The organism is Streptomyces sp. MS191, from assembly GCF_008042125.1.
GTDB lineage: Bacteria > Actinomycetota > Actinomycetes > Streptomycetales > Streptomycetaceae > Streptomyces.
In genome coordinates, this window is the sequence record NZ_RDBI01000066.1 from 252,935 (window position 1) to 275,678 (window position 22,744).

Here is a 22,744-nt window from a genome sequence, read left to right on the forward strand (position 1 = left end):
CCCCCATGAACACCCGCATCCGCACCCTCGGCAACAAGACCGCCGGCCCCGGCCACTCCGTCTACGTCACCGGCGAGATCGGGATCAACCACAACGGCGACCTGGAGAACGCCCTCGCGCTCGTCGACGTCGCCGCCGACGCCGGCTGCGACGCGGTGAAGTTCCAGAAGCGCACGCCGGAGATCTGCACCCCGCGCGACCAGTGGGACGTCGAGCGGGACACCCCGTGGGGCCGCATGACGTACATCGACTACCGCCACCGCGTCGAGTTCGGCGAGGACGAGTACCGCGCCATCGACGAGCACTGCCGCGAGCGCGGCATCGACTGGTTCGCCTCCCCGTGGGACACCGAGGCCGTCGCCTTCCTGGAGAAGTTCGACGTGCCCGCCCACAAGGTCGCCTCGGCCTCGCTGACCGACGACGAGCTGCTCCGCGCGCTGCGCGCCACCGGCCGCACGGTCATCCTGTCGACCGGGATGTCGACCCCGAAGCAGATCCGGCACGCCGTCGAGGTCCTGGGCAGCGACAACATCCTGCTCTGCCACGCGACCTCGACCTATCCGGCCAAGGCCGAGGAGCTCAACCTCCGGGTGATCGACACGCTCAAGGAGGAGTACCCGAACGTCCCGATCGGCTACTCCGGCCACGAGACCGGCCTCCAGACCACGCTGGCCGCGGTCGCCCTGGGCGCCACCTTCGTCGAGCGGCACATCACCCTCGACCGCGCGATGTGGGGCTCCGACCAGGCCGCCTCCGTCGAGCCGCAGGGCCTGCAGCGTCTGGTCCGCGACATCCGCACCATCGAGGCCGCGCTCGGCGACGGGGTCAAGAAGGTCTACGACTCCGAGCMCGGCCCGATGAAGAAGCTCCGCCGGGTCCAGGGCCTCGTCGCCGCATGACCGGCCGGCTGGCGTTCGTCGAGAGCCCGGTCCAGCTCCTGAACGTCCTGGAATGGGCCCACGCCCAGGTCACGGGTGCCCCCGGCACCCCCGTCGCCCCGGGGCCGTCCGGCGCCGCCCCGCACGGGCTCGCCGCGGTCCCGGGGCCGCGCACCCCGTCCCGTACCGCGGCCGGCCGGCCGGGCCCGGAGCGGTCCGGCGGCCCGGGCCGTACGGCCGCCGGCTCCCCGGCCGCCGGCGGCCTCACCGTCGTCGTGCTCTCGCCGACCGACCCGATGTCGCGCGGCCAGCTGCGCCGGATGGCCCAGCTGGCCCGGGAGGAGGGCTTCACCGTGCGCTGGCAGGAGGCACGGGGCGGGCGCGGCTCGCTGCCGCGGACCCTGCGTGACCTCGCGCCGCTGCTGCGGGCGGCGGAGCGGATCATCGTGGGGGATCCGTTCTCCCGCTACGTGCAGCTGCTGCTGACCCTGTTCGGCCCGAAGCACCTGACGGTCGTGGACGACGGCACGGCCACCATGGAGTTCGCCGCCCAGCTGGCCCGGGGCGAGCGCCTGGTGCGCTGGCACCGGCGCGGCGGCCTCGGCCCGCGCGAGCTCGTGCTCGCCCCGGTCTCCGCCCTCGCCCGGCGCAGGCTCGCCCCCGGCCGCCGCCGCACGGTCGAGATCTTCACCTCGCTGCCGGTCGACCCGCCCGAGGGCACCACCGTCACCCCGCACACCTTCGCCTGGACCCGGGCCCGCTTCGGTCCGCCCCGCCTGACGCGCGGCGCCGACCTGGTGGGCACCTCACTGGTCGAGACGGGTGTCGTCGACCCCGACCGGTACGTCCGGGCGGTCGCCGACCTCGCCCGTGCCCATGGCGCCACCCGCTACTTCGCCCACCGCCGGGAGAGCACCGACAAGCTGCACCGGATCGCCGTCGAGACGGGTCTGGAGATCGTGCGTCCGGACCTGCCGCTGGAGCTGATCGCCCGGCGCGGCCCGATCGGCCGTACCGTCGTGAGCTTCCCCTCCACCGTCGTGCACACCCTCCCGCTCGCCCTCGTGGACACGGGCGTGAAGGTGGCCGTGTGCGAGATCGCGCCGGAGTGGCTGCGGGAGAACGTCTCGGCGCGCGCGCAGGGCTTCCTGTCGGGCGTCGCGGGCACGGCGGCCCACGAGGTCGACCGGCTCACGGCGTGCGCCGGACCTTCGGTCGAACGGCTCGAATTCGGGTGAGCTTACCCACAAGGGATGGTCGTCATGCCTCGTGAACCGACTTTCTTTCCCCTATCGGGCTGAACTTTTCGTGATCAACGGGCAGTTGATCTCTCTGGGGGCCTACCCTTCAAAAGGTGAACCAGTTGAAGTCCCGCGAGCCCGACTCCGTCGTCCTGCCCGGAAAGCTGTCCACGACCCTGCGTGCCGAACTGATTGCGTTCCGCAGGGACTTGCACATGCACCCCGAGCTGGGCAACCAGGAGTTCCGTACCACCGCAGCGCTCAAGGCCCGCCTGGAGGCGGCCGGACTCGCGCCGAAGGTACTCGCGACGGGCACCGGACTTCTCTGTGACATCGGCACCCGGGACGGCCTACGGCCCATGCTGGCGATCCGGGCCGACATCGACGCCCTGCCCATTCCCGACGTCAAGACCGTCTCCTATCGCTCCACCGTGCCCAACCGCGCGCACGCCTGCGGCCACGACGTCCACACCACGACCGTCCTCGGCGCCGGCCTGGTGCTCGCCGAACTCGACCGTCAGGGCCTGCTCCCCCACGCGGTGCGGCTGATCTTCCAGCCCGCGGAGGAGGTGCTGCCCGGCGGCGCCACCGACGCCATCGAGTCCGGCGTGCTGGACGGCGTCGGCCGGATCATCGCCGTGCACTGCGACCCGAAGGTGGACGCCGGGCGGATCGGGCTGCGCCCGGGCCCCATCACCTCCGCCTGCGACCGGCTGGAGGTCACCCTCGACGGGCCCGGCGGCCACACGGCCCGCCCGCACCTGACCACGGACCTGGTCACGGCCGCCGCCCGGGTGGCCGTCGACGTCCCCGCCCTCCTCGCCCGCCGGGTGGACGCCCGCTCCGGCCTGGCCGTCACCTGGGGCCGCATCGAGGCGGGCCACGCCTGCAACGTCATCCCCCAGCACGCCGAGCTCTCCGGCACGGTCCGCTGCCTCGACCTGCCCGGCTGGCGGGACGCCCCCGACCTGGTGCACGCCGCGATCGACGAGATCGCGGCCCTGCACCACGCCAAGTCGACGGTCAACTACGTCCGCGGGGTCCCGCCGGTCGTCAACGACCCGGTCGTCACCGAACTCCTCCGCGACGCGATGACGGCCCGGCGCGGACCGTATGCGATCGAGGACACCGAGCAGAGCCTGGGCGGCGAGGACTTCTCCTGGTACCTGGAGCACGTTCCGGGCGCGATGGCCCGCCTGGGCGTCCGGGTCCCGGGCGACACGACGCGCCGGGACCTGCACTGCGGGGACTTCGACGTGGACGAGCACGCCATCGAGGTCGGCGTCGAGCTCTTCACCGCCGCGGCCCTGCTGGACGCCGGGCCGACACGCTGACCAGGGCGGGCCCCGGCGGCCGGAGCCCGGACCCGGAAGGGCCCGTGCCGGCCCCGGGGCCGCCCGTACGGCCGCCGTGGCGAGAGGTCGCCCGTCCGGCCCAGCGGCCCGCGTGTCCCCGCCCGCAACGGCCTCGAACGCCCGTACGCGGGTGTATAACCAGCCCTGCGGGGCCGGACGCCGCGGATCGTCGCTCTGGCTGGTTCGCGACGATCCGATAACGACTCATGAACGGGTCTTTAACTGACATCTACGCGCGTTACGATCGCCGCGAAACCAGCGCCGGAAGAGGCGCTTTCGGTCAGTCTCGAAGGGACCCTCCTCTTGCGCCGGGTATCCAAGATCGTTTCCGCGTCCATCGCGACCGCGGCCCTCGCCCTCACCGCCACCGCGTGTGGCGAGTCGTCCACCGAGGACACTGGCTCCGACTCGGGCACCATCAAGGTCGGCATGGCCTACGACGTCGGCGGCCGTGGCGACAACTCCTTCAACGACTCCGCGGCCCGCGGCCTGGACAAGGCCAAGGCCGACCTCGGTGTCGAGACCAAGGAGCTCACCGCCAAGACCGGTGAGACCCCGGCCGACCGCGAGCAGCGCCTCGCCTCCCTCGCCGAGGGCGGCTTCAACCCGGTCATCGGTGTCGGCTTCGCCTACAAGGACGCGATCGACAAGGTCGCCGCGAAGTTCCCGAAGACCACCTTCGGCCTCGTCGACTCCGTCTCCGACCTGAAGAACGTCGACTCGATCGTCTTCACCGAGGAGCAGGGCTCGTACCTCGCCGGTGTCGCCGCCGCGCTGAAGTCCAAGGACGGCAAGATCGGCTTCATCGGTGGTGTCGACACCCCGCTGATCAAGAAGTTCGCCGCCGGCTTCCAGCAGGGCGTCAAGGACACGAAGCCGGACGCCTCGGTGACGATCCAGTACCTGTCCACCGGTACGGACTTCTCCGGCTTCGGCGCCCCGGACAAGGGCAAGGCCGCCGCCAAGGGCATGCTCGACAAGGGCATCGACGTCATCTACGCCGCCGCGGGCGGCTCCGGTGCCGGCGCCATCGAGGCCGTCGCCGCGAAGCCGGGCACCTGGGCGATCGGCGTCGACTCGGACCAGGCCAAGGACCCGGCCCTGTCCAAGTACGCCGGCTCGATCATGACCTCGATGGTCAAGAACGTCGACACTGGTGTCTTCGACCTCATCCAGTCCGTCAAGGACGGCAAGCCGGCGACCGGCACGCACGCCTACTCGCTGGCTGAGAACGGCGTCTCCCTGACCACCACCGGTGGCCACCTCGCCGACATCCAGTCCAAGCTGGACGAGGCCAAGCAGAAGATCATCGACGGCCAGATCAAGGTCAAGACGACCCTCTGACATCCGTCGGAGGGGGGCCCGGAGAGCGGCTTCGGCCGACACTCCGGGCCCCCTTCACACGTCCGCCCGCGGGCAGTTGAACGATTTTCCAAACGCTACGCGCGTAGCGTGCGCCGTACAGGGTATTTTTCGCCACCGACAGCGCCTGCGCACCGCCTCATCCCCTCCTCACGCTCCCTGCCTAGGAGAGTGCGTCATCAAAGCCTCCAGCTCCAGCAGTCCCAACGCCGTAGAACTCCGCGGCATCACCAAGCGTTTCCCGGGAGTCGTGGCCAACCACGACATCGACATCACCGTGCGCCGCGGCACCGTGCACGCCCTCGTGGGCGAGAACGGCGCGGGCAAGTCGACCCTGATGAAGATCCTGTACGGCATGCAGAAGCCGGACGAGGGCACCATCACGGTCGACGGCGAGCTGGTGACGTTCAACAGCCCCGGCGATGCCATCACCCGCGGTGTCGGCATGGTGCACCAGCACTTCATGCTGGCGGACAACCTCACGGTCCTCGAGAACGTCGTCCTCGGCTCCGAGAAGCTGTACGGGATCGGCGACAAGGCCCGCGCCAAGATCAAGGAGATCTCCGACGCCTACGGCCTCGGTGTCCGCCCGAACGCCCTCATGGAGGACCTCGGTGTGGCCGACCGTCAGCGCGTGGAGATCCTGAAGGTCCTCTACCGCGGCGCCCGCACCCTGATCCTCGACGAGCCGACCGCCGTGCTCGTCCCGCAGGAGGTCGACGCGCTCTTCGACAACCTGCGCGAGCTCAAGGCCGAGGGCCTGACCGTCATCTTCATCTCGCACAAGCTGGGTGAGGTCCTTTCGGTCGCCGACGAGATCACCGTCATCCGGCGCGGCACCACGGTCGGCACCGCCGACCCGAAGCACACCACGACCAAGCAGCTCGCCGAGCTGATGGTGGGCGCCGAACTGCCCTCGCCGGAGACCCGCGAGTCGACGGTCACGGACGTGCCGATGCTGACGGTCCAGGACCTGTCGCTGAGCGCCGTCGATCCCGACGGCGTGGTCCGCGCGGTCCTCGGCGGCATCACCTTCACCATCCACAAGGGCGAGGTGCTCGGCATCGCCGGTGTCGAGGGCAACGGCCAGTCCGAGCTCGTCGACACGATCATGGGCATGCGCAACGCCGACCGGGGTGTCGTGACCCTCGACGGCGCCGACATCTCGGCCGCCCCGACGCGCAAGCGGCGCGAGGGCGGCATCGGCTGCATCCCCGAGGACCGCCACCGGCACGGTCTGCTCCTGGAGGCCCCCCTCTGGGAGAACCGCATCCTCGGCCACGTCACCGAGAAGCCCAACTCCAAGGGCGTCATCCTCGACCTCAAGGCCGCCCGCAAGGACACCGAGCGGATCGTCCGCGAGTACGACGTCCGTACCCCGGGCATCGAGGTCACCGCGGCCTCCCTCTCCGGCGGCAACCAGCAGAAGCTGATCGTCGGCCGCGAGATGAGCCACGACCCCAAGCTGCTGATCGCCGCGCACCCCACCCGGGGCGTGGACGTCGGCGCGCAGGCGCAGATCTGGGACCAGATCCGCACGGCGCGACGTGAGGGCCTGGCGGTCCTGCTGATCTCCGCCGACCTGGACGAGCTGATCGGCCTCTCCGACACCCTGCGCGTCATGTACCGCGGCCGGCTCGTCGCGGACGCCGACCCGGCGACCATCACCCCGGAGGAGCTGGGCTCGGCCATGACCGGCGCCGCCGCCGGCCACCTTGAGCACCCTGAGAGCCCTGAGGGCACCGACGGCCCGGAGGACGAGGCCCGATGAAGAAGTTCGACAAGGAGCGGCTGCTCCTCGGCATCGCGGCACCGCTGCTCGCGATCGTCGCCGCCTTCCTGATCACCGCCCTGGTGCTCGCGGCCACCGGCAAGGAGCCGTTCAGCGCCTTCGGCATCATGTTCGACTACGGCATCAAGTCGGACAGCCAGGTCTACATCATCAACAAGGCGACGACGTACTACCTGGCGGGCATCGCGGTGGCCATCGGCTTCCGCATGAACCTGTTCAACATCGGTGTCGACGGCCAGTACCGTCTCGCGGCCTTCTTCGCCGCCGCCGTCGGTGGCGCGCTGACCCTTCCGGGCATCGTCCAGATCCCGCTGATCATCATCACCGCGATGATCGTCGGCGCCATGTGGGCGGGCATCGCCGGTGTCCTGAAGACCACCCGGGGTGTCAGCGAGGTCGTCTCCACGATCATGCTGAACTTCATCGCGACCGCGATCATCGGCTACCTGCTCCAGCCCGGCCGGCTCGGCCACCTCGACGCGGCCGGCACGAAGGTCGCGACGACCCCGCTGCCGGAGTCCTCGCACTTCTTCGAGTTCCCGACGACGCCGACCCCGATCTACGGCTTCGTCGTCGTCGCGGTCGTCGCGGGCGTCGGGTACTGGTTCACGCTCTCCCGCACCCGCTTCGGCTTCGACCTGCGCACCGTCGGCCAGTCCGACACGGCGGCCTCGGCCAGCGGCGTCAACGTGAAGAAGATGGTCGTCACCTCCATGCTGATCTCCGGCGCCATGGCCGGCCTGATCGGCATGCCGACGCTGCTCAACGACTCGCACGAGTTCGGCGGCGACTTCCCCGTGGGCATCGGCTTCACCGGCATCGCCATCGCCCTGCTGGGTCGTAACCACCCGATCGGCATCGCGCTCGCCGCGATCCTCTGGGGCTTCCTGGAGCGTGGCGGTCAGCAGCTGGAGTTCGAGGACTACGACCGGGAGATCGTCGGCGTCATGCAGGGCGTCATCGTCCTCTGCGTGGTCATCGCCTACGAACTCGTCCGCCGCTACGGCATCAAGCGCCAGCAGCGTCAGGTCGGCGAGAAGCTCGCGGCCCAGGCCCGTTCCAACGACTCGACGGAGGTGTCGGCGTGAGCGCCACGGCGACTTCCACCCCGCCGCCCGCCGCGCAGGCGGCCGGTGGCAAGGGCGGCCGCACCCGGCTCTCCCTTCCCTGGATCCTGCTGATCGTCGCGGGTGGGCTCATCGCCCTCTCCGCCGTCCGCGCCATCACCGGCGCGCAGGACCTGACCTCGGCCGGCCAGATCGGCGCCGCGCTCTCCCTCGCCGTGCCGATCGGCCTCGCCGGTCTCGGCGGCCTGTGGTCGGAGCGCGCGGGCGTGGTCAACATCGGCCTCGAAGGCATGATGATCCTCGGTACCTTCTTCGGTGCCTGGGCCGGCTGGCAGACCAGCCCGTGGCTCGGCATCCTCGCCGGCATCCTGGGCGGCATGCTCGGCGGTCTGCTGCACGCGGTCGCCACCGTCACCTTCGGCGTCGACCACATCATCTCCGGCATCGCGATCAACATCCTGGCGGTCGGCTTCACCACCTACTTCGCCAAGCTGTGGTTCAACTCCGGCGAGGCTGCCACGAAGGGCGGCAGCCCCAAGCAGTCCCCGCCGGCCGAGGAGATCACCTCGGTCACGATCCCGGGCCTGTCCGACTGGCTGGCCGACATCGAGAAGCACCACTGGTTCCTGGTCTCGGACGTCGCCGGCATCCTCGGCGGCCTGGTCACCAACCTCTCGGTGGTCACGATCATCGCCGTGCTGCTGATCATCGGCACCTTCTTCGTGCTGTGGAAGACCGCGTTCGGTCTGCGCCTGCGCTCGTGCGGCGAGAACCCGATCGCCGCCGAGTCCCTCGGCGTCAACGTCTACAAGTACAAGTACATCGCCGTGATCGTCTCCGGCGGCCTGGCCGGTCTCGGCGGCGCCTTCCTGTCGCTGGTCACCTCGCACATCTACAACGAGGGCCAGACCGGTGGCCGCGGCTACATCGGCCTCGCGGCGATGATCTTCGGCAACTGGCGGCCGGGCGGCCTGGCGATGGGCGCGGGCCTGTTCGGCTTCGCCGACGCGCTCCAGCTGCGCAGCGGCGGCGAGTCCGTCCACGCGCTGCTCCTGCTGCTGTTCGCGGCTCTCGTCGCGATCGCGGCCTGGAAGGCGTACAAGAAGCGCTGGATCACCTCCTCGATCGCCATCGTCATCGGCGTCGGCGTCTTCATCTGGTACCTCGGTACCGAGACGGTCCCGGTCGAGTTCGTCAGCGCGACCCCGTACGTGGTGACCCTGCTGGTGCTGTCGCTCTCCGCGCAGCGCCTGCGGATGCCCAAGGCGGACGGCATGCGCTACCGCAAGGGCGAGGGCAAGTGACCACGCCCGTGACCGAGGCGGACTGGGACGCCCTGCGCGAGGCGGCCCGGGACGCGATGTCCCGGGCGTACGCCCCGTACTCGGGCTACCCGGTCGGCGTGGCCGCGCGGGTCGACGACGGGCGCACCGTCACCGGCTGCAACGTCGAGAACGCCTCGTACGGCCTCGGCCTGTGCGCGGAGTGCGGGCTGGTCTCGCAGCTCCAGGCGACCGGTGGCGGCCGGCTGACGCACTTCGTGTGCGTGGACGGCAAGGGCGAGACGCTGGTGCCCTGCGGACGCTGCCGGCAGCTGCTGTACGAGTTCGGCGGCCCCGCGCTCGTCCTGGAGACCCCGGCCGGGCGGCTGACGCTGGCCGAGATGCTCCCGCAGGCGTTCGGCCCCGAGCACCTCGCCAGGTAAGACCCGAGAGCGGCCCTTCCGGCACGATGGGAGGGCCGCTCCTCCTTTCCCCTTCTATGCGCGTAGAAAGAGGCACCACATGGACGTCATCTCCGTCATCCGTACCAAGCGGGACAAGGGTGAGCTGAGCCCGGAGCAGATCGACTGGGTCATCGACGCCTACACCCGCGGCGAGGTCGCCGACGAGCAGATGTCGGCCCTGGCCATGGCGATCCTGCTGAACGGCATGAACCGCGGCGAGATCGCCCGCTGGACCGCCGCGATGATCGCGTCGGGCGAGCGGATGGACTTCTCCTCGCTGTCCCGTCCCACCGCGGACAAGCACTCCACCGGTGGCGTCGGTGACAAGATCACCCTCCCGCTGGCCCCGCTCGTCGCCGCCTGCGGCGCGGCCGTGCCGCAGCTGTCCGGCCGGGGCCTCGGCCACACCGGCGGCACGCTGGACAAGCTGGAGTCGATCCCCGGCTGGCGGGCGCTGCTCTCCAACGAGGAGATGCTGCACGTGCTGGACACCACCGGCGCGGTGATCTGCGCGGCGGGTGACGGACTCGCCCCGGCGGACAAGAAGCTCTACGCGCTGCGCGACGTCACCGGCACGGTCGAGGCGATCCCGCTGATCGCCTCCTCGATCATGTCCAAGAAGATCGCCGAGGGGACCGGCTCGCTCGTCCTGGACGTGAAGGTCGGCACCGGCGCCTTCATGAAGACCATCGAGGACGCGCGCGAGCTCGCCTCCACCATGGTGGGCCTCGGCACCGACAGCGGTGTGAAGACCGTCGCCCTGCTCACCGACATGTCGACCCCGCTCGGCCTCACGGCGGGCAACGCGCTCGAGGTGCGGGAGTCCGTCGAGGTGCTGGCGGGCGGCGGCCCGGCGGACGTCGTCGAGCTGACCGTCGCGCTGGCGCGCGAGATGCTCGACGCGGCCGGCATCAAGGACGCCGACCCGGCGAAGGCGCTGGCCGACGGCTCGGCGATGGACCACTGGCGCCGCATGATCGCGGCCCAGGGCGGCGACCCGGACGCGGCCCTCCCGGTCGCCCGCGAGCAGCACGTCGTGACGGCCCCGTCCTCGGGCGTCCTCACCCGCCTGGACGCCTACGACATCGGCGTCGCCGCCTGGCGCCTCGGCGCCGGCCGCGCCCGCAAGGAGGACCCGGTCCAGGCCGGCGCGGGCGTCGAGCTGCACGCCAAGCCCGGCGACACCGTCACCGCGGGTCAGCCCCTGCTGACCCTGCACACGGACACCCCGGAGAAGTTCGACTACGCGCTGAAGTCCCTGGACGGCGCGTGGGACGTGTCCCCCGCGGGCACCGCGTTCACGTCGAACCCGATCGTCCTCGACCGCATCGCGTAAGGACGGTCCCGCGGCCGTGCGGGGCGGTGGATCCCATCCGCCCCCGCGCGGCGCCGCGGGCTGGCCGCGATGAGTTCCGGCCGCGGTGGGGGTCTTCCTGACGTGGACACCACTCGACCGATCGTTCTCACCCTCGCCGGCCGCGTCACCCCGGCCGACGTGCCCCGGCTCTGCGCCGAGCTGGCGGACGTCCCGCCCGGGCGGGACGTCGTCTGCGAGGTCGGCGCCCTCACGTCCGCCGACCTCGCCGCCGTCGACGCCCTGGCCCGGCTGAGACTGGCCGCCGGGCGCCTCGGCCTCCGGCTCCGGTACCGGGGCGCGGGGCCGGAGCTGACGCTCCTCCTCGACCTGGTCGGGCTGGCGGAGGAGCTGCTCTGATCAGGCCTCCAGCCGCTCCGGCAGGCCGAACAGCGGGAACCAGCGCTTGGTGTCCAGGAAGAACGTCATCTCGCCGATCTTCCCGTCCGACAGCTCCAGCACGATCAGCGCCCACGGGGAGTAACCGCCGTCCGGGTCCGGGTGGTACTGGGCGAAGGCCGGCGAGCCGTTCGCCACGGTCGGCACCAGCTTCGAGCCCGAGCAGACCTCGCCGACGCCGAGCATCCATCCGACGATGTCGTCGTGGCCGCGCAGCCACAGGTCGTACGGCGGCATGGACATCGTCGCGTCCTCGTGCAGGAGGGCGGTCAGCGCCTTCATGTCGTAGCCCTCGAAGGCGGCGACGTAGCGCTCCAGGAGCTCCTTCTGGTCCTCGTCCAGCGGGTCCACGGTGTCCGAGGCGGTCGGTTCGTGCTCGGCGAGCGTCGCCCGCGCCCGCTGGAGCGCGCTGTTGACCGAGGCGACGGTGGAGCCGAGCAGTTCGGCCACCTCGCTCGCCTTCCAGGCCAGCACCTCGCGCAGGATCAGCACCGCCCGCTGCTTGGGCGGGAGGTGCTGCAGCGCCGCCACGAACGCCAGCCGCACGGTCTCGCGGGACACCGCCGTCTCCGCCGGGTCGGCGACGGACGGCAGGACCCGCCCGTCCGGCACCGGCTCCAGCCAGGTGATCTCCGGCCGCGCGTTCAGCTGGGCCTGGGCGACCGGGGTGGCGGCCGTCAGGTCCATCGGGCGGGCCCGGCGGTTGCCCGCGTTGAGCGAGTCCAGGCAGACGTTGGTCGCGATGCGGTAGAGCCAGGAGCGCAGGGACGAGCGTCCCTCGAACGAGTCGATCGACCGCCAGGCCCGCACCATCGTGTCCTGGACGGCGTCCTCCGCCTCGAAGGCGGAGCCGAGCATCCGGTAGCAGTAACCGGTCAGCTCCGTGCGGTACTTCTCCAGCCGGGAGTCCAGCGCCTCGGTGTCGTTGGTCGCCACGACGTCACTCATCCGTCCACCCCACTCGCCCCTCACCGGCGCCCGTTCGGTGCCGGTGAGGGGAAGCTATCGCAGGGGACGGACAGTCCGGGTCAGGTTCCCGGCTTGCGCCCGTAGATGTACACGTCGTCACCGTTGCGCAGCAGGTTCCAGTACGCCTTCGCGTCGGCCTGCCGCATGTTGACGCAGCCGCCCGAACCCGGCGGGTTCCACATGGACTTGGTCGTGGAGTGGAAGGCCTGCCCGCCGTCGAAGAACTGCGAGTACGGCATGCTCACGTGGTAGAGCGTCGACCAGTGGTTGATGTTGCGCCAGTAGATCTTCTTCGACCCCGTGCGCGTCTCGGTGCCGTTCTTGCCGGTACGCACCGGCACCGGCCCGTACTTGAGGCGCGAGCCGTCCTGGATCCAGCTCAGCTGCCGCGTCAGGTCCACACAGGCGATCCGCCCCCGGTTGGTCGGGCACTTGCCCGCCCGGTTGGGGTTCGTGCCGGCCGCCTTCTGCGCCAGCATCGTGTTCATCGTCCGCCAGGTCAGCGGCCCGGCGAACCCCTGGGTGGGGGTGATGCCGTGCTTGCGCTGGAAGGTCTGGATGGCCAGACAGTCCGCCCGTGACTGCCGGCCGTCCACCGGGCGGCCGAGGAACTTCTCGACCTGCTTCTGGTACGGCCCGGTCGTCACGTTGCAGGAGGCCGCCTGTGCCGGTGCGGCACCCAGGGCGACCGTCAGCGGCACCACCATCGAGGTGATGCCGAGGACGATCCCGGCCCGCTTGCGTATGGCTCTCATGATCACCAACTCCCCGTCGATTCCTATCGGTTAGGACGACCGGGGGAGCGGTGCGGTTGTACGGGTCCCGAAGGAATTCAGCAGGAGGCTCGGACGCGCAGCCGGACCGCCTCGGCGCGGGCCGCCGTCCGCGCGCTGTGGCTGCCGTAGAGGGTGACCGACACGACGCCGAGGACCGCCACCAGACCCAGCAGGACCGTCCCGGCCCAACCGCCCGCGTGGAAGGCGATCGCACCGAGCGTGCCGCCCGCGCTGCTGCCCAGGTAGTACGCCGACTGGTAGAGCGCCGAGGCCTGGGCGCGGCCGGTCACGGCGGTGCGGCTCACCGAGGAGGAGGCGACGGCGTGTCCGGCGAAGAAGCCGGCCGTGATCAGGACCAGGCCGAGCAGGACGGCGACCAGGGCGTCGGCCAGGGAGAGGCACAGTCCGGCGGCCGTGGTCCCGACGGCCAGGTAGAGCGCCCCGCGGCGGCCGAGCCGGCCGACCAGCCGGCCCGCGGCGGCGGAGGAGACCGTGCCGACGAGGTAGACCAGGAAGACCGAACCGATCACGCCCTGCGGGAGGGAGAACGGCGCCTCGGCGAGCCGGTAGCCGATCACGGTGTAGACCGCGCCGAAGACCGTCATGAACAGCGCGCCGATCACGTACAGGCGCAGCAGCAGCGGGTCGGCGAGGTGGGTGCGGACGGCCGAGGCCAGCGCCTTGGGGTTGAGCGAACCGGGCGTGAAGTGACGCGCCTTGGGGATCAGCAGGCGGAAGGCCACCGCGCCGGCGGCCGCCATCAGACCGACCGCGAGCAGCCCCGCGCGCCAGCCCCACGCCTGTGCCGCCCAGCCGGTCACGATCCGGCCGCTCATGCCGCCGATGGAGTTGCCCGCGACGAACAGCCCGATCGCGGCGACCAGCGCCTTCGGCCGGACCTCCTCGGCCAGGAACGCCATCGCCGAGGCCGGCAGACCGGCGAGGGCCGCGCCCTGCACCGCGCGCAGCGCGACCAGCCACTCCAGGTTCGGCGCGAAGGGGACGATCAGCCCGACGGCGACGGCCACCGCGAGGGAGGCGGTCATCATCGTGCGCCGGCCGAAGCGCTCCGAGAACGCGCTCAGCGGCAGCACGCACAGCGCCAGTGCGCCGGTGGCGGCGGAGACCGTCCAGGAGGCGGCGGAGGCGGTGGCGCCGAACTCCGCCGAGATGGCGGGGAGCAGGGCCTGGGTGGAGTAGAGGAGGGCGAAGGCGGCCAGTCCGGCGGCGAAGAGCGCGAAGCTCATGCGGCGGTGGCCGGGGGCGCCGGGGGCGAGGCGGGTGTCGGCGGCCGGCTGCGTGGCGGCCGCCTTGGTACTGGCGGAAGGCATGCCTCGAACGTAGGCCGCGGGCTTTCATGCGTCCAATGCACGGAACTGCTGTAATCGTTCCCATGGTGCATGAGTACAGGTCACAGGCTCGCCTGTCACCGAACAGTAACGAAGAAGACATGGGACTGCTGCTCGCGCCGCGGCTCGCGTACTTCGCGGCGGTGGCCCGCCACGAGCATGTGACCAGGGCCGCCGCCGAGATGGGGGTGCCGCAGTCGACGCTCTCGCGGGCCATGGTCCGGCTCGAACAGGACCTGGGCGTCTCCCTCTTCGCCCGCCGGGGGCGCACCGTCTCGCTCACCCCCGCCGGACGGACCTTCCTGCGCTCGGCGGAGCGGGCGCTCGCGGAGGTGGAGCGGGCCGCCGACTCCGTCCGGGCCGACGCGGACCCGGCGGCCGGGCGGGTCGCCTTCGGCTTCCTGCACACCATGGGCTCGGAGACCGTCCCCGGGCTCATCCGCGCCTTCCGGGTCGACCACCCGCGGGTCAGGTTCACCCTCGTGCAGAACTACGGCGAGGCGATGATCGAGCGCCTGCGCGCCGGTGACCTCGACCTGTGCCTGACGTCGCCGGTCCCGGACGCCCCCGACCTGGTGGCACGTCGCATCGACGAGCAGCGGCTGCGCCTGGTCGTGCCGGACGACCACCGGCTCGCCGGGCGCAAGCGCGTCCGGCTGGCGGAGGCGGCCGAGGAGACCTTCGTGACCCTGGAACCCGGCTACGGGCTGCGCCGCATCACCGACGACCTGTGCGCCGAGGCGGGCTTCACCCCGCGCGTCGCCTTCGAGGGCGAGGAGGCCGAGACCCTGCGCGGCCTGGTGGCGGCCGGCCTCGGGGTCGCCCTGCTGCCCCCGCCGGCCGTCCCGCGCCCGGGCGTCGTGGAACTCGGCGTCACGGCCCCGCGCGCCGTCCGCGAGATCGGCGTCGCCTGGCTGGACGGCCACCCGGACACGGCGCCGGTGGCGGCCTTCAAGAAGTTCCTGCTGAGCAAGCGGGGCAGCCTGCTGCCGGACTGACCGCCGGACCGTACGCGGCCGGGGGCGCCCCGCCGGCCGGCGGGACGGTCCGGTCCGGCGGGGCGCCCGGTCGCGGCCCCGTCAGCGGCGCGGCGCGCTGCCGAAGCCCGCCGCCAGGGGCATCCGCAGCCCCAGGGGCATCCGCAGCCGGCGTAGGGGCGGGAGAAGAGCGAGCCGAGGACGAAGTCCGCGGCCAGCGCGTGGACTTCGTCGCGGTACTGGCGCAGCGCGTGGCCGTCCGAGTGGACCTCGAAGCGGCAGACGTCGCGGTTGGACTTCTTGGCCCGCTCCGCCAGGCGGTACGACAGCTCCGGATCCGTCCGGGCGTCGTTGGTGCCGTGCACGATCAGCACCCGGCGCCCCGGGAGGTGCCGCACCGGCTCCGGCTCGGCCGCCACGTCCTCCTCCGGCAGCCAGGGGGCCAGGGCGAGGACGGCGCCGACCGCGGGGTCCTCCGCCGCCCGCAGGGCCGCGCGGGCGCCCATCCCGTGGCCCGCCAGGCAGATCGGCACGTCGCCGTAGCGCCGTACCGCCTCCGTCACCGCCCAGGCGGCGTCCGCGGCCGGCTGCGCGTCCGAACCGTTCCAGCCCCGCCCGCGGTAGTGCACCACGTGGGAGACCAGTCCCTCCGCGTGCCCGGCCCTGGCCAGCCGCCGTCCCAGGGGCAGCGCCGCGGCGTGGGCGCGGGCCGAGGGGCCCCGCCCCGACACCGCCTCGCCGTCCGGCAGGAGCAGCACCACCCCGCCCACCGTCGTGACCGAGGGAGAGAGTCCGACGGGCCGTCCGAGCCGGGGTGTCCGGGATCTCCGGATGCCGGCCGTCCCCACGAGTGCGTAGTACGCCATGACGGAACAGTCTCAGAAGCCGAGGTGTACGCCATCCGTACGCGCGGTCACTGTTACGTATCGACGTCTCCTGCCGACAAGTGGAAGGAGAGGGGGCGATCTACGCGCGTAGGCGCTAGAGTGCCGAAATGACGAGCCAGATCCCGAACGCCCCCACCGCGGACCAGATCCGCCGTGCCCCGAAGGTGCTCCTGCACGACCACCTCGACGGCGGACTGCGCCCCGGCACGATCGTCGAACTCGCGGCCGCCCAGGGCTACGACCAACTCCCCGAGACCGAGCCCGACAAGCTCGGCATCTGGTTCCGCGAGGCCGCCGACTCCGGCTCGCTGGAGCGGTACCTGGAGACCTTCGCCCACACGTGCGCCGTCATGCAGACGCGCGAGGCGCTCGTCCGCGTCGCCGCCGAGTGCGCGGTGGACCTCGCCGAGGACGGTGTCGTCTACGCGGAGGTGCGCTACGCCCCCGAGCAGCACCTGGAGGGCGGGCTGACCCTCGAAGAGGTCGTCGAGGCCGTCAACGAGGGCTTCCGGGAGGGCGAGCGCCGGGCCAGGGCCAACGGCCACCGCATCCGCGTCGGCGCCCTGCTGACCGCGATGCGGCACGCCGCCCGGGCGCTGGAGATCGCCGAACTCGCCAACTCCTACCGTGACTCCGGAGTCGTCGGCTTCGACATCGCGGGCGCCGAGGCCGGCTTCCCGCCCACCCGCCACCTCGACGCCTTCGAGTACCTCAAGCGGGAGAACAACCACTTCACGATCCACGCCGGCGAGGCCTTCGGGCTCCCGTCGATCTGGCAGGCGCTCCAGTGGTGCGGCGCCGACCGGCTCGGCCACGGTGTCCGCATCATCGACGACATCGAGGTGGCGGACGACGGGTCGGTACAGCTGGGCCGGCTCGCCGCGTACGTCCGGGACAAGCGCATCCCGCTGGAGATGTGCCCGACCTCCAACCTCCAGACCGGTGCCGCCGCCTCCTATGCCGAGCACCCCATCGGCCTGCTGCGCAAGCTGCACTTCCGGGCCACCGTCAACACCGACAACCGGCTGATGAGCGGGACCAGCATGAGCCGCGAATTCGAGCTGCTGGTCGAGGCGTTCGACTACACGCTCGACGACATGGCGTGGTTCACCGTCAACGCGATGAAGTCGGCGTTCATTCCTTTCGATGAACGGCTGGCCATGATCAACGACGTGATCAAGCCCGGATATGCCGAATTGAAGTCCGAATGGCTGTTCCAGCAGACCGCCACGACCAGCGAGTCCTCCCGCCGGACGGACTGAGTCGAGGGATCCTCGCGGAAATCGGAGCGGCCGGGGAGCGTAACCCCCGGCCGCTTTGCAGTGTTTGCGGAAGTGTCATTCGCCGGCCGGTCTGCAGAGCCCCTCTGCATTCCCCGCGTCCCCGCCCTGCTCGATTCCCGAGATCCCAAGGATGATTTTCTGATGAAGCAGACTGCCGCCAAGAAGCTCGGTGTCGCCGCTCTCGGTGCCGCTTTCGCCGCTGCCGCCGCCGGCACGGCCTCCGCGGCCCCGGCCCTGCCCGCCGCCCCCGACGCGCTCGGCCTGGTCACCCAGACCGTGCCGCTGGGCGACGGCCTCACCGAGCTCCCCGACGGCGCGGCCGAGTCCGTCCTCGCCGGCCAGGGCGCCGTCGGCACCAGCGTCGACCAGGGCGTCAAGACCCTCCCGGCCGCCGCGGGCCAGGCCACCCAGAGCCTTCCCCTCGACGCCGCCTCCGGTCCCCTCGCCAGCACCCCGGTCGGCGGCCTGCTCGGCGGCCTGCCGCTGAACGGCCTCCCGCTCGGCGGCTGACCACGGCCCCGCGGCATGCCCGAGGGGGCGCCCACCCGCACCGGGTGGGCGCCCCCTCGCCGTTCGTCCGTCGTACGGGCCGGGCTACCAGGCCGCGCTCGCCGGCTTCTCCTCCGGCAGCAGCAGCCACAGCGCCAGGTACAGCAGGAACTGCGGCCCGGGCAGCAGGCAGGAGACGAGGAAGACGACCCGCATGGTGGTGGCAGAGGTGCCGAAGCGCCGTGCCAGCGCTGCGCACACTCCGCCGATCATGCGTCCGTCGCGAGGGCGGGCAAGTGCGGCCATGATGGGCTCCTTCGAAGCGTGTCCTCGGCAGCCGCTCCGTCGGGCTCCCGATGACTCCATGTTCGCCGTGCGCCGGGGGACAAAGCGTCGGTCTACGGGGCGATCCCGACCCTGGGAATCGTCGGGGTAGGCCCCTGAGAACCCTCGTCCCGCAGCAGGGCGGAGCCCCTGCCCCGCCTGGTCCCCGAGGAGGAGCGGCCGGCACCCGCGTCCCGCCGGCGGCGCAGCCTGGCCCGCCCGGCGGGCACCACGAGCAGATGGGCCAGTGCCACCCCGGCGGTGTTCAGGAGCAGCGAGTCGATGTCGACGACCTGTCCCGGCACGGCGGTCTGCAACAGCTCGACCGCCAGGGACACCAGCGCCCCCGCCGCCGCGGTCCGGGCCAGCGAGGCCCACGGGGACACGCGGAGCCGCCCGTCGGCCATCGGCAGGAGCACCCCCAGCGGGGCCAGGAGCAGCAGTCCCTCGCCGATCCGCCGGGCCGCCTCGGCCGGGCCCAGCGCCAGATCCGCCTTGATGCCGGCCAGGGGTGTCAGGTTCGGTGCCGTCACCCAGGCCACGTCGAGTGGGCGGAGCGCCACCCAGGCGACGAGCAGCAGATGCGCGAGGAGGAGGGCGAACCCCGCCACGCGTACGACCACGGCGGCGCTGCCGCCCGAACCTTGACGCTGCACGCCCCCCAAGACGCGTCATCGGAGGGAATCGGTTCCGCCGCTTTCCCGGTCGTCCCCGTCAGGTGCCCGACGGCGACGCCGCGGCGGCGGACGGGGACATCGTCGGCGGCGCCGAGTCCGGGCGCTCCCGCAACTCCGCCGTGCAGTGGTAGCGCCGCGGCGGGTAGGCGCCGGGACCGCCGAGGACGACCGTGTCGCCGCCTGCTCCCGCCGAGCTCCCGGCGAAGGTGCAGACGATCTGCGACAGCGCGGTCGTCGTCAGGTCCTCCGGCTGCCGGCTGAGCCGCAGAGTGCCCACCGGGTCGCCCCGGTGCCCGCCGGTGACCACCAGCGGCCCCTTCACGGCGGTGGAGAAGCCGGCCTGCTGCTCGCTCTCCGACGGCTCGCCCTGCAACTGGGCGAGCAGCGCCGACGCGGTGCGGACCGGATCCCCGCCGGTCTTCTCGTCCGGCAGCGGCGCGCTGCGCTCCACCGCCTCCAGCTGCGAACCGCATACCAGGAAGACCCGGACCGGCACCCCCGCCGCCTGCGCCGCGACGTCCTCGCCGTCGACGCTGCACGCCACCCGGGTCGGGGCCGCCCCCGCGTCCACGGGCACCGAGGTCGTCCTGATCCCGCAGCCCGAGGCGAACGCGATCCCCACCAGGGCCGCCGCCGTCACACCCGCACGCCCGGCGCGACGCGCGCGTCCCGTGCGCTCCCGGCCGCCCGCGCGGTCCGTCCGGCGAAACCGGCTCACTTCTCCGACCCCTCTCCGGGCTCGCTCTGGTGCGGCAGCCGCAGCACGAACACGGCGCCGTCACCGTCCGGCGAGTTCGCCGCGGTGATCGAACCGCCGTGGATCAGCGCGTTCTCCATGGCGATCGACAGACCCAGACCGGAGCCCTCCGATCGCGGCCGGGACGCGCTCGCCTTGTAGAAGCGGTCGAAGACGTGCGGCAGGACCTCCTCGGGGATGCCGGGACCGTGGTCCCGCACGGCGATCACCAGCTCGTCCCCCTCGTCGCGGATCGACACCCGCACCGGCGAACCGCCGTGCTTGAGCGCGTTGCCGATGAGGTTCGCCAGGATCACGTCCAGCCGGCGCGGATCGAGGCGCGCCATGGTCCCGCGCACGGCGTCCAGCTCGACCGCGTCCAGCCAGGCCCGCGCGTCGATGCACGCGGTGACCTGGTCGGCGACGTCGACGTCGTCCAGGACCAGCCGGGCGGTGCCCGCGTCGAAGCGGGTCACCTCCATCAGGTTCTCCACCAGGTCGTTCAGGCGGCGCGTCTCGCTCACCACCAGCGCCACCGCGGGCGCGATCATCGGGTCGAGCGAGTCCTGCTCGTCCTCCAGCACCTCGGTGACGGCCGTCAGCGCGGTCAGCGGCGTCCGCAGCTCGTGCGACATGTCGGCGACGAAGCGGCGGCTGGACTCCTCCCGGGAGCTCATGTCCGCGACCTTCTTCTGCAAGGACTCGGCCGCGCTGTTGAACGTCCGTGACAGATCGGCCAGTTCGTCCGTTCCCGAGACCCGCAGCCGGGTGTCGAGCTTGCCCTCGCCCAGCTGCCGAGCCGCCTCGCCGAGCCGGTGCACCGGCCGCAGGACGGTGGTGGCGGCGGCCTGCGCGAGCAGCGCCGAGCCGATCAGCGCGAGCGCGGTCGCGATCCCCAGCGACCAGGCGAGCGAGTTCAGGTCCTGCCGCTCGGCGTCCAGCGACTTGAACATGTAGCCGGTCGGGCCGCCGCCGTCGATGTTCGTCCCGCCGACCAGGTACGGCGTCTGCCCGCGCTGCGTCCGCTGCCAGAACAGGTGGTACGGGTGCGCGTTGCCCTCCGTCACCGGCCGCCTGGTCTCCACGGCCACCTGGAGCTCACGCGGCACGTCCGCCAGCGTGAAGGTGTCCGGGTCGGATGCCCCGACGATCGGCTTGCCCGCCTCCCGCTCGCCGAGCAGCAGCACGCTGTACCCGGCGCTGCCGCCCGCCATCTGCTCGGCGGTCCGCCGCAGGTCGTCCTGGGTGGGATGCAGCGGCAGCGTCGCCGCCCGGTTCTGCATCTCCTGCCGGAAGTCGTTCAGCGCACCGTCCTGGGTACGGGTCAGGACCGCCTCGCGGTTCAGCCAGTAGGCGATGCCGGAGGCGGACACGGCGGCGGTGAGCGCCACCAGGGCGAACACGACGACCAGACGCAACCGCAGGCTGGTGAAGCGCAGCCCCGCGAATATCCCCTTCCTCACGCAGGGACGTCCAGCCGGTAACCGACACCTCGCACGGTACGGATCAGGGTCGGCGAGGACGGCACGTCCTCCACCTTGGCGCGCAGCCGCTGGACGCAGGCGTCGACCAGGCGCGAGTCGCCGAGGTAGTCGTGCTCCCACACCAGGCGCAGCAACTGCTGCCGCGACAGGGCCTGTCCGGGCCGCCGGCTCAGCTCCAGGAGGAGCCGCAGTTCGGTCGGCGTGAGCTGCAGGTCCTCCCCGTTCTTCGTCACCGTCATCGCCGAACGGTCGATGACGAGCGAGCCGAAGGTCGCCGAGTCCGTCGACTCCCGCTCGCCGCGCCGCAGTACGGCCCGGATGCGGGCGTCGAGCACCCGGCCCTGGACGGGTTTCACGACGTAGTCGTCCGCCCCGGACTCCAGGCCGACGACCACGTCGATGTCGTCGCTGCGCGCGGTCAGCAGGATGATCGGCAGCTGGTCGGTGCGCCGGATGCGCCGGCACACCTCGAAACCGTCGATCCCGGGCAGCATCACGTCCAGCACGACCAGGTCGGGGCGCTGCTCGCGCAGCAGCTTCAGGCCGTCCTCGCCCGTCGCCGCGGTGGCCACACGGTGGCCCTGGCGAGACAGGGAGAGTTCGAGGGCCGTGCGGATGGCGTCGTCGTCCTCGATCAGCAACAGGAAAGGCACGGACGCCATTCTGTCGCATGCGGCCGTCGGAGTTCGACTGTGCGGTGACACCTCGCCCTGTGACACGGCTGTGACAGTCGGCGGACACCGCGATGAAGTGGGCCGGGCAAGCTTCTCGTCATACCGAACGAAGCAGACTCCAACCGACGGGGGGCGCGAGATGAACGCACTGCACAGCACCACTTCAAGCGCAGTTGTCACGCGTCTCCACGACGTCGTACGGAGCACGGAGAAGTCCGGCGCGGTGAACGGGCGGGGGTGCGTTCGCAGCGTCGGGCGTCAGCACAAGGCGCCGTACATGGTGGCCGTGGCTGACGGGGGAGCGGCGTACGGGGAGGTCTCGGGGGAGCGACGGACGACGCCGGAGACGGGGGACGCCGAAGCGGCGTTCACCGCCTACGTGCAGGAGCGTCGTGCCTCCCTGTACGCCACCGCCTACCACCTGACCGGTGACCGCTTCGAGGCGGAGGACCTGCTCCAGAGCGCGCTGTTCTCGACGTACCGCGCCTGGGACCGGATCAGCGACAAGGCGGCCGTGGGCGGCTATCTGCGTCGCACCATGACCAACCTGCACATCAGCGCGTGGCGCCGGCGGAAGCTCAACGAGTACCCGACCGAGGAACTGCCGGAGACGGCGGGCGACACGGACGCCATGCGGGGGACCGAGCTGCGCGCGGTGCTGTGGCAGGCCCTGGCCCGGCTGCCCGAGCTCCAGCGCACGATGCTGGTGCTGCGCTACTACGAGGGCCGTACGGATCCGGAGATCGCGGAGATCCTGGACATCAGTGTCGGCACGGTGAAGTCGAGCATCTGGCGCTCCCTGCGCCGGCTGCGCGAGGACGAGGTCCTGAGCTTCGGCCGTGACGAGGAGGAGTCCTTCGGCGAGCTGGTGATCGCCGTGCGGGACCACGGTCCCGGCATCCCCGAGGAGGTCCTGCCGCACGTCTTCGACCGCTTCTACAAGGC

The 22,744-nt window shown here is 71.8% G+C and carries 21 protein-coding genes and 3 pseudogenes; 15 read left to right on the plus strand and 9 right to left on the minus strand.

Features of this window, described 5'->3' with window-relative positions:
• Positions 1-5 precede the first annotated feature (5 nt).
• The 10 genes from EAO71_RS29735 (at position 6) to EAO71_RS29780 (ending at position 11,135) form a co-directional block, all read left to right on the plus strand.
• On the plus strand, positions 6-899 hold the full coding sequence (locus EAO71_RS29735; RefSeq protein ID WP_147980891.1) for an N-acetylneuraminate synthase family protein: 894 nt from the start codon (positions 6-8) through the stop codon (positions 897-899).
• Positions 896-2,116 (plus strand): P-loop NTPase family protein, encoded by a 1,221-nt coding sequence (locus EAO71_RS29740; protein WP_147980892.1) that lies wholly within the window; start codon positions 896-898, stop codon positions 2,114-2,116. The genes EAO71_RS29735 and EAO71_RS29740 overlap by 4 nt, the downstream gene beginning before the upstream one ends.
• A gap of 116 nt (positions 2,117-2,232) precedes the next feature.
• Entirely contained in the window at positions 2,233-3,453 is a 1,221-nt protein-coding gene (locus tag EAO71_RS29745; protein WP_147980893.1) for an amidohydrolase, read from the plus strand.
• Positions 3,454-3,777: 324 nt separating this feature from the next.
• Positions 3,778-4,818, plus strand: a complete 1,041-nt coding sequence (locus EAO71_RS29750) for a BMP family lipoprotein (protein WP_147980894.1) — start codon at positions 3,778-3,780, stop codon at positions 4,816-4,818.
• A 196-nt stretch (positions 4,819-5,014) separates the two neighbouring features.
• Complete coding sequence (locus tag EAO71_RS29755; protein ID WP_147981327.1) at positions 5,015-6,607, plus strand: ABC transporter ATP-binding protein; 1,593 nt, start codon at positions 5,015-5,017, stop codon at positions 6,605-6,607.
• Positions 6,604-7,716: an ABC transporter permease gene (locus EAO71_RS29760; RefSeq protein ID WP_147980895.1), complete on the plus strand. Its 1,113-nt coding sequence runs from the start codon at positions 6,604-6,606 to the stop codon at positions 7,714-7,716. The genes EAO71_RS29755 and EAO71_RS29760 overlap by 4 nt, the downstream gene beginning before the upstream one ends.
• Positions 7,713-8,999, plus strand: a complete 1,287-nt coding sequence (locus EAO71_RS29765; RefSeq protein ID WP_147980896.1) for an ABC transporter permease — start codon at positions 7,713-7,715, stop codon at positions 8,997-8,999. The genes EAO71_RS29760 and EAO71_RS29765 overlap by 4 nt, the downstream gene beginning before the upstream one ends.
• A complete protein-coding gene (locus tag EAO71_RS29770) occupies positions 8,996-9,400 on the plus strand; it encodes a cytidine deaminase (RefSeq protein ID WP_147980897.1) in 405 nt (134 codons plus the stop codon). The genes EAO71_RS29765 and EAO71_RS29770 overlap by 4 nt, the downstream gene beginning before the upstream one ends.
• Positions 9,401-9,479: 79 nt before the next feature.
• Positions 9,480-10,757, plus strand: a complete 1,278-nt coding sequence (locus EAO71_RS29775) for a thymidine phosphorylase (protein ID WP_147980898.1) — start codon at positions 9,480-9,482, stop codon at positions 10,755-10,757.
• Between the two features lie 102 nt (positions 10,758-10,859).
• Complete coding sequence (locus EAO71_RS29780; protein WP_147980899.1) at positions 10,860-11,135, plus strand: STAS domain-containing protein; 276 nt, start codon at positions 10,860-10,862, stop codon at positions 11,133-11,135.
• Here EAO71_RS29780 and EAO71_RS29785 read toward each other — a convergent pair whose 3' ends face one another.
• From EAO71_RS29785 to EAO71_RS29795, 3 genes are all read right to left on the minus strand, one after another.
• A complete protein-coding gene (locus EAO71_RS29785) occupies positions 11,136-12,122 on the minus strand; it encodes a sigma-70 family RNA polymerase sigma factor (RefSeq protein ID WP_147980900.1) in 987 nt (328 codons plus the stop codon).
• 80 nt (positions 12,123-12,202) lie between these two features.
• Complete coding sequence (locus tag EAO71_RS29790; RefSeq protein WP_399754659.1) at positions 12,203-12,850, minus strand: L,D-transpeptidase family protein; 648 nt, start codon at positions 12,848-12,850, stop codon at positions 12,203-12,205.
• 125 nt (positions 12,851-12,975) lie between these two features.
• Complete coding sequence (locus tag EAO71_RS29795) at positions 12,976-14,250, minus strand: MFS transporter (protein ID WP_147980902.1); 1,275 nt, start codon at positions 14,248-14,250, stop codon at positions 12,976-12,978.
• A 62-nt stretch (positions 14,251-14,312) separates the two neighbouring features.
• On the opposite strand from EAO71_RS29795, the gene EAO71_RS29800 reads away from it, so the two are divergent.
• Complete coding sequence (locus tag EAO71_RS29800; RefSeq protein ID WP_147980903.1) at positions 14,313-15,266, plus strand: LysR family transcriptional regulator; 954 nt, start codon at positions 14,313-14,315, stop codon at positions 15,264-15,266.
• Positions 15,267-15,347: 81 nt separating this feature from the next.
• Here EAO71_RS29800 and EAO71_RS39270 read toward each other — a convergent pair.
• Positions 15,348-16,111: pseudogene (locus tag EAO71_RS39270) on the minus strand (dienelactone hydrolase family protein).
• Positions 16,112-16,239: 128 nt separating this feature from the next.
• Between EAO71_RS39270 and EAO71_RS29810 the strand changes: the two are divergent.
• Both EAO71_RS29810 and EAO71_RS29815 read left to right on the plus strand, forming a co-directional pair.
• Positions 16,240-17,394: an adenosine deaminase gene (locus EAO71_RS29810; RefSeq protein WP_147980904.1), complete on the plus strand. Its 1,155-nt coding sequence runs from the start codon at positions 16,240-16,242 to the stop codon at positions 17,392-17,394.
• A 162-nt stretch (positions 17,395-17,556) separates the two neighbouring features.
• Positions 17,557-17,925, plus strand: coding sequence for a hypothetical protein (locus tag EAO71_RS29815; protein WP_147980905.1), 369 nt, complete (start codon positions 17,557-17,559; stop codon positions 17,923-17,925).
• An 84-nt stretch (positions 17,926-18,009) separates the two neighbouring features.
• Here the strand turns inward: EAO71_RS29815 and EAO71_RS29820 are convergent, their stop codons facing one another.
• The 5 genes from EAO71_RS29820 to afsQ1 form a co-directional block, all read right to left on the minus strand.
• Entirely contained in the window at positions 18,010-18,210 is a 201-nt protein-coding gene (locus EAO71_RS29820) for a PspC domain-containing protein (protein ID WP_147980906.1), read from the minus strand.
• A 92-nt stretch (positions 18,211-18,302) separates the two neighbouring features.
• Positions 18,303-18,884 carry a VanZ family protein gene (locus EAO71_RS29825; RefSeq protein ID WP_261992408.1) on the minus strand — a complete coding sequence of 194 codons (582 nt, stop codon included), beginning with the start codon at positions 18,882-18,884 and terminating at the stop codon, positions 18,303-18,305.
• Positions 18,885-18,942: 58 nt separating this feature from the next.
• Entirely contained in the window at positions 18,943-19,623 is a 681-nt protein-coding gene (locus tag EAO71_RS29830; protein ID WP_261992409.1) for a hypothetical protein, read from the minus strand.
• Positions 19,620-21,104, minus strand: a complete 1,485-nt coding sequence (locus tag EAO71_RS29835) for a sensor histidine kinase (protein ID WP_261992410.1) — start codon at positions 21,102-21,104, stop codon at positions 19,620-19,622. Before EAO71_RS29835 ends, EAO71_RS29830 begins: the two co-directional genes overlap by 4 nt.
• Positions 21,101-21,778, minus strand: a complete 678-nt coding sequence (gene afsQ1 / locus EAO71_RS29840; RefSeq protein ID WP_175439295.1) for a two-component system response regulator AfsQ1 — start codon at positions 21,776-21,778, stop codon at positions 21,101-21,103. The genes EAO71_RS29835 and afsQ1 overlap by 4 nt, the downstream gene beginning before the upstream one ends.
• A 160-nt stretch (positions 21,779-21,938) precedes the next feature.
• Here afsQ1 and EAO71_RS29845 point away from each other — a divergent pair.
• Positions 21,939-22,670, plus strand: a pseudogene (locus tag EAO71_RS29845) (SigE family RNA polymerase sigma factor); the annotation flags it as partial.
• Positions 22,662-22,744 (plus strand): annotated as a pseudogene (locus EAO71_RS40170) (ATP-binding protein); the annotation flags it as partial. The pseudogenes EAO71_RS29845 and EAO71_RS40170, both read left to right, overlap by 9 nt.

Coding starts and splice junctions, on each gene's coding strand:
- EAO71_RS29740 (WP_147980892.1), top strand. CDS start 896: ATGACCGGCCGGCTGGCGTTCGTCGAGAGCCCGGTCCAGCTCCTGAAC.
- EAO71_RS29760 (WP_147980895.1), top strand. CDS start 6,604: ATGAAGAAGTTCGACAAGGAGCGGCTGCTCCTCGGCATCGCGGCACCG.
- EAO71_RS29775 (WP_147980898.1), top strand. CDS start 9,480: ATGGACGTCATCTCCGTCATCCGTACCAAGCGGGACAAGGGTGAGCTG.
- EAO71_RS29785 (WP_147980900.1), bottom strand. CDS start 12,122: ATGAGTGACGTCGTGGCGACCAACGACACCGAGGCGCTGGACTCCCGG.
- EAO71_RS29790 (WP_399754659.1), bottom strand. CDS start 12,850: ATGGTGGTGCCGCTGACGGTCGCCCTGGGTGCCGCACCGGCACAGGCG.
- EAO71_RS29795 (WP_147980902.1), bottom strand. CDS start 14,250: ATGCCTTCCGCCAGTACCAAGGCGGCCGCCACGCAGCCGGCCGCCGAC.
- EAO71_RS29800 (WP_147980903.1), top strand. CDS start 14,313: ATGGTGCATGAGTACAGGTCACAGGCTCGCCTGTCACCGAACAGTAAC.
- EAO71_RS29810 (WP_147980904.1), top strand. CDS start 16,240: ATGACGAGCCAGATCCCGAACGCCCCCACCGCGGACCAGATCCGCCGT.
- EAO71_RS29815 (WP_147980905.1), top strand. CDS start 17,557: ATGAAGCAGACTGCCGCCAAGAAGCTCGGTGTCGCCGCTCTCGGTGCC.
- EAO71_RS29820 (WP_147980906.1), bottom strand. CDS start 18,210: ATGGCCGCACTTGCCCGCCCTCGCGACGGACGCATGATCGGCGGAGTG.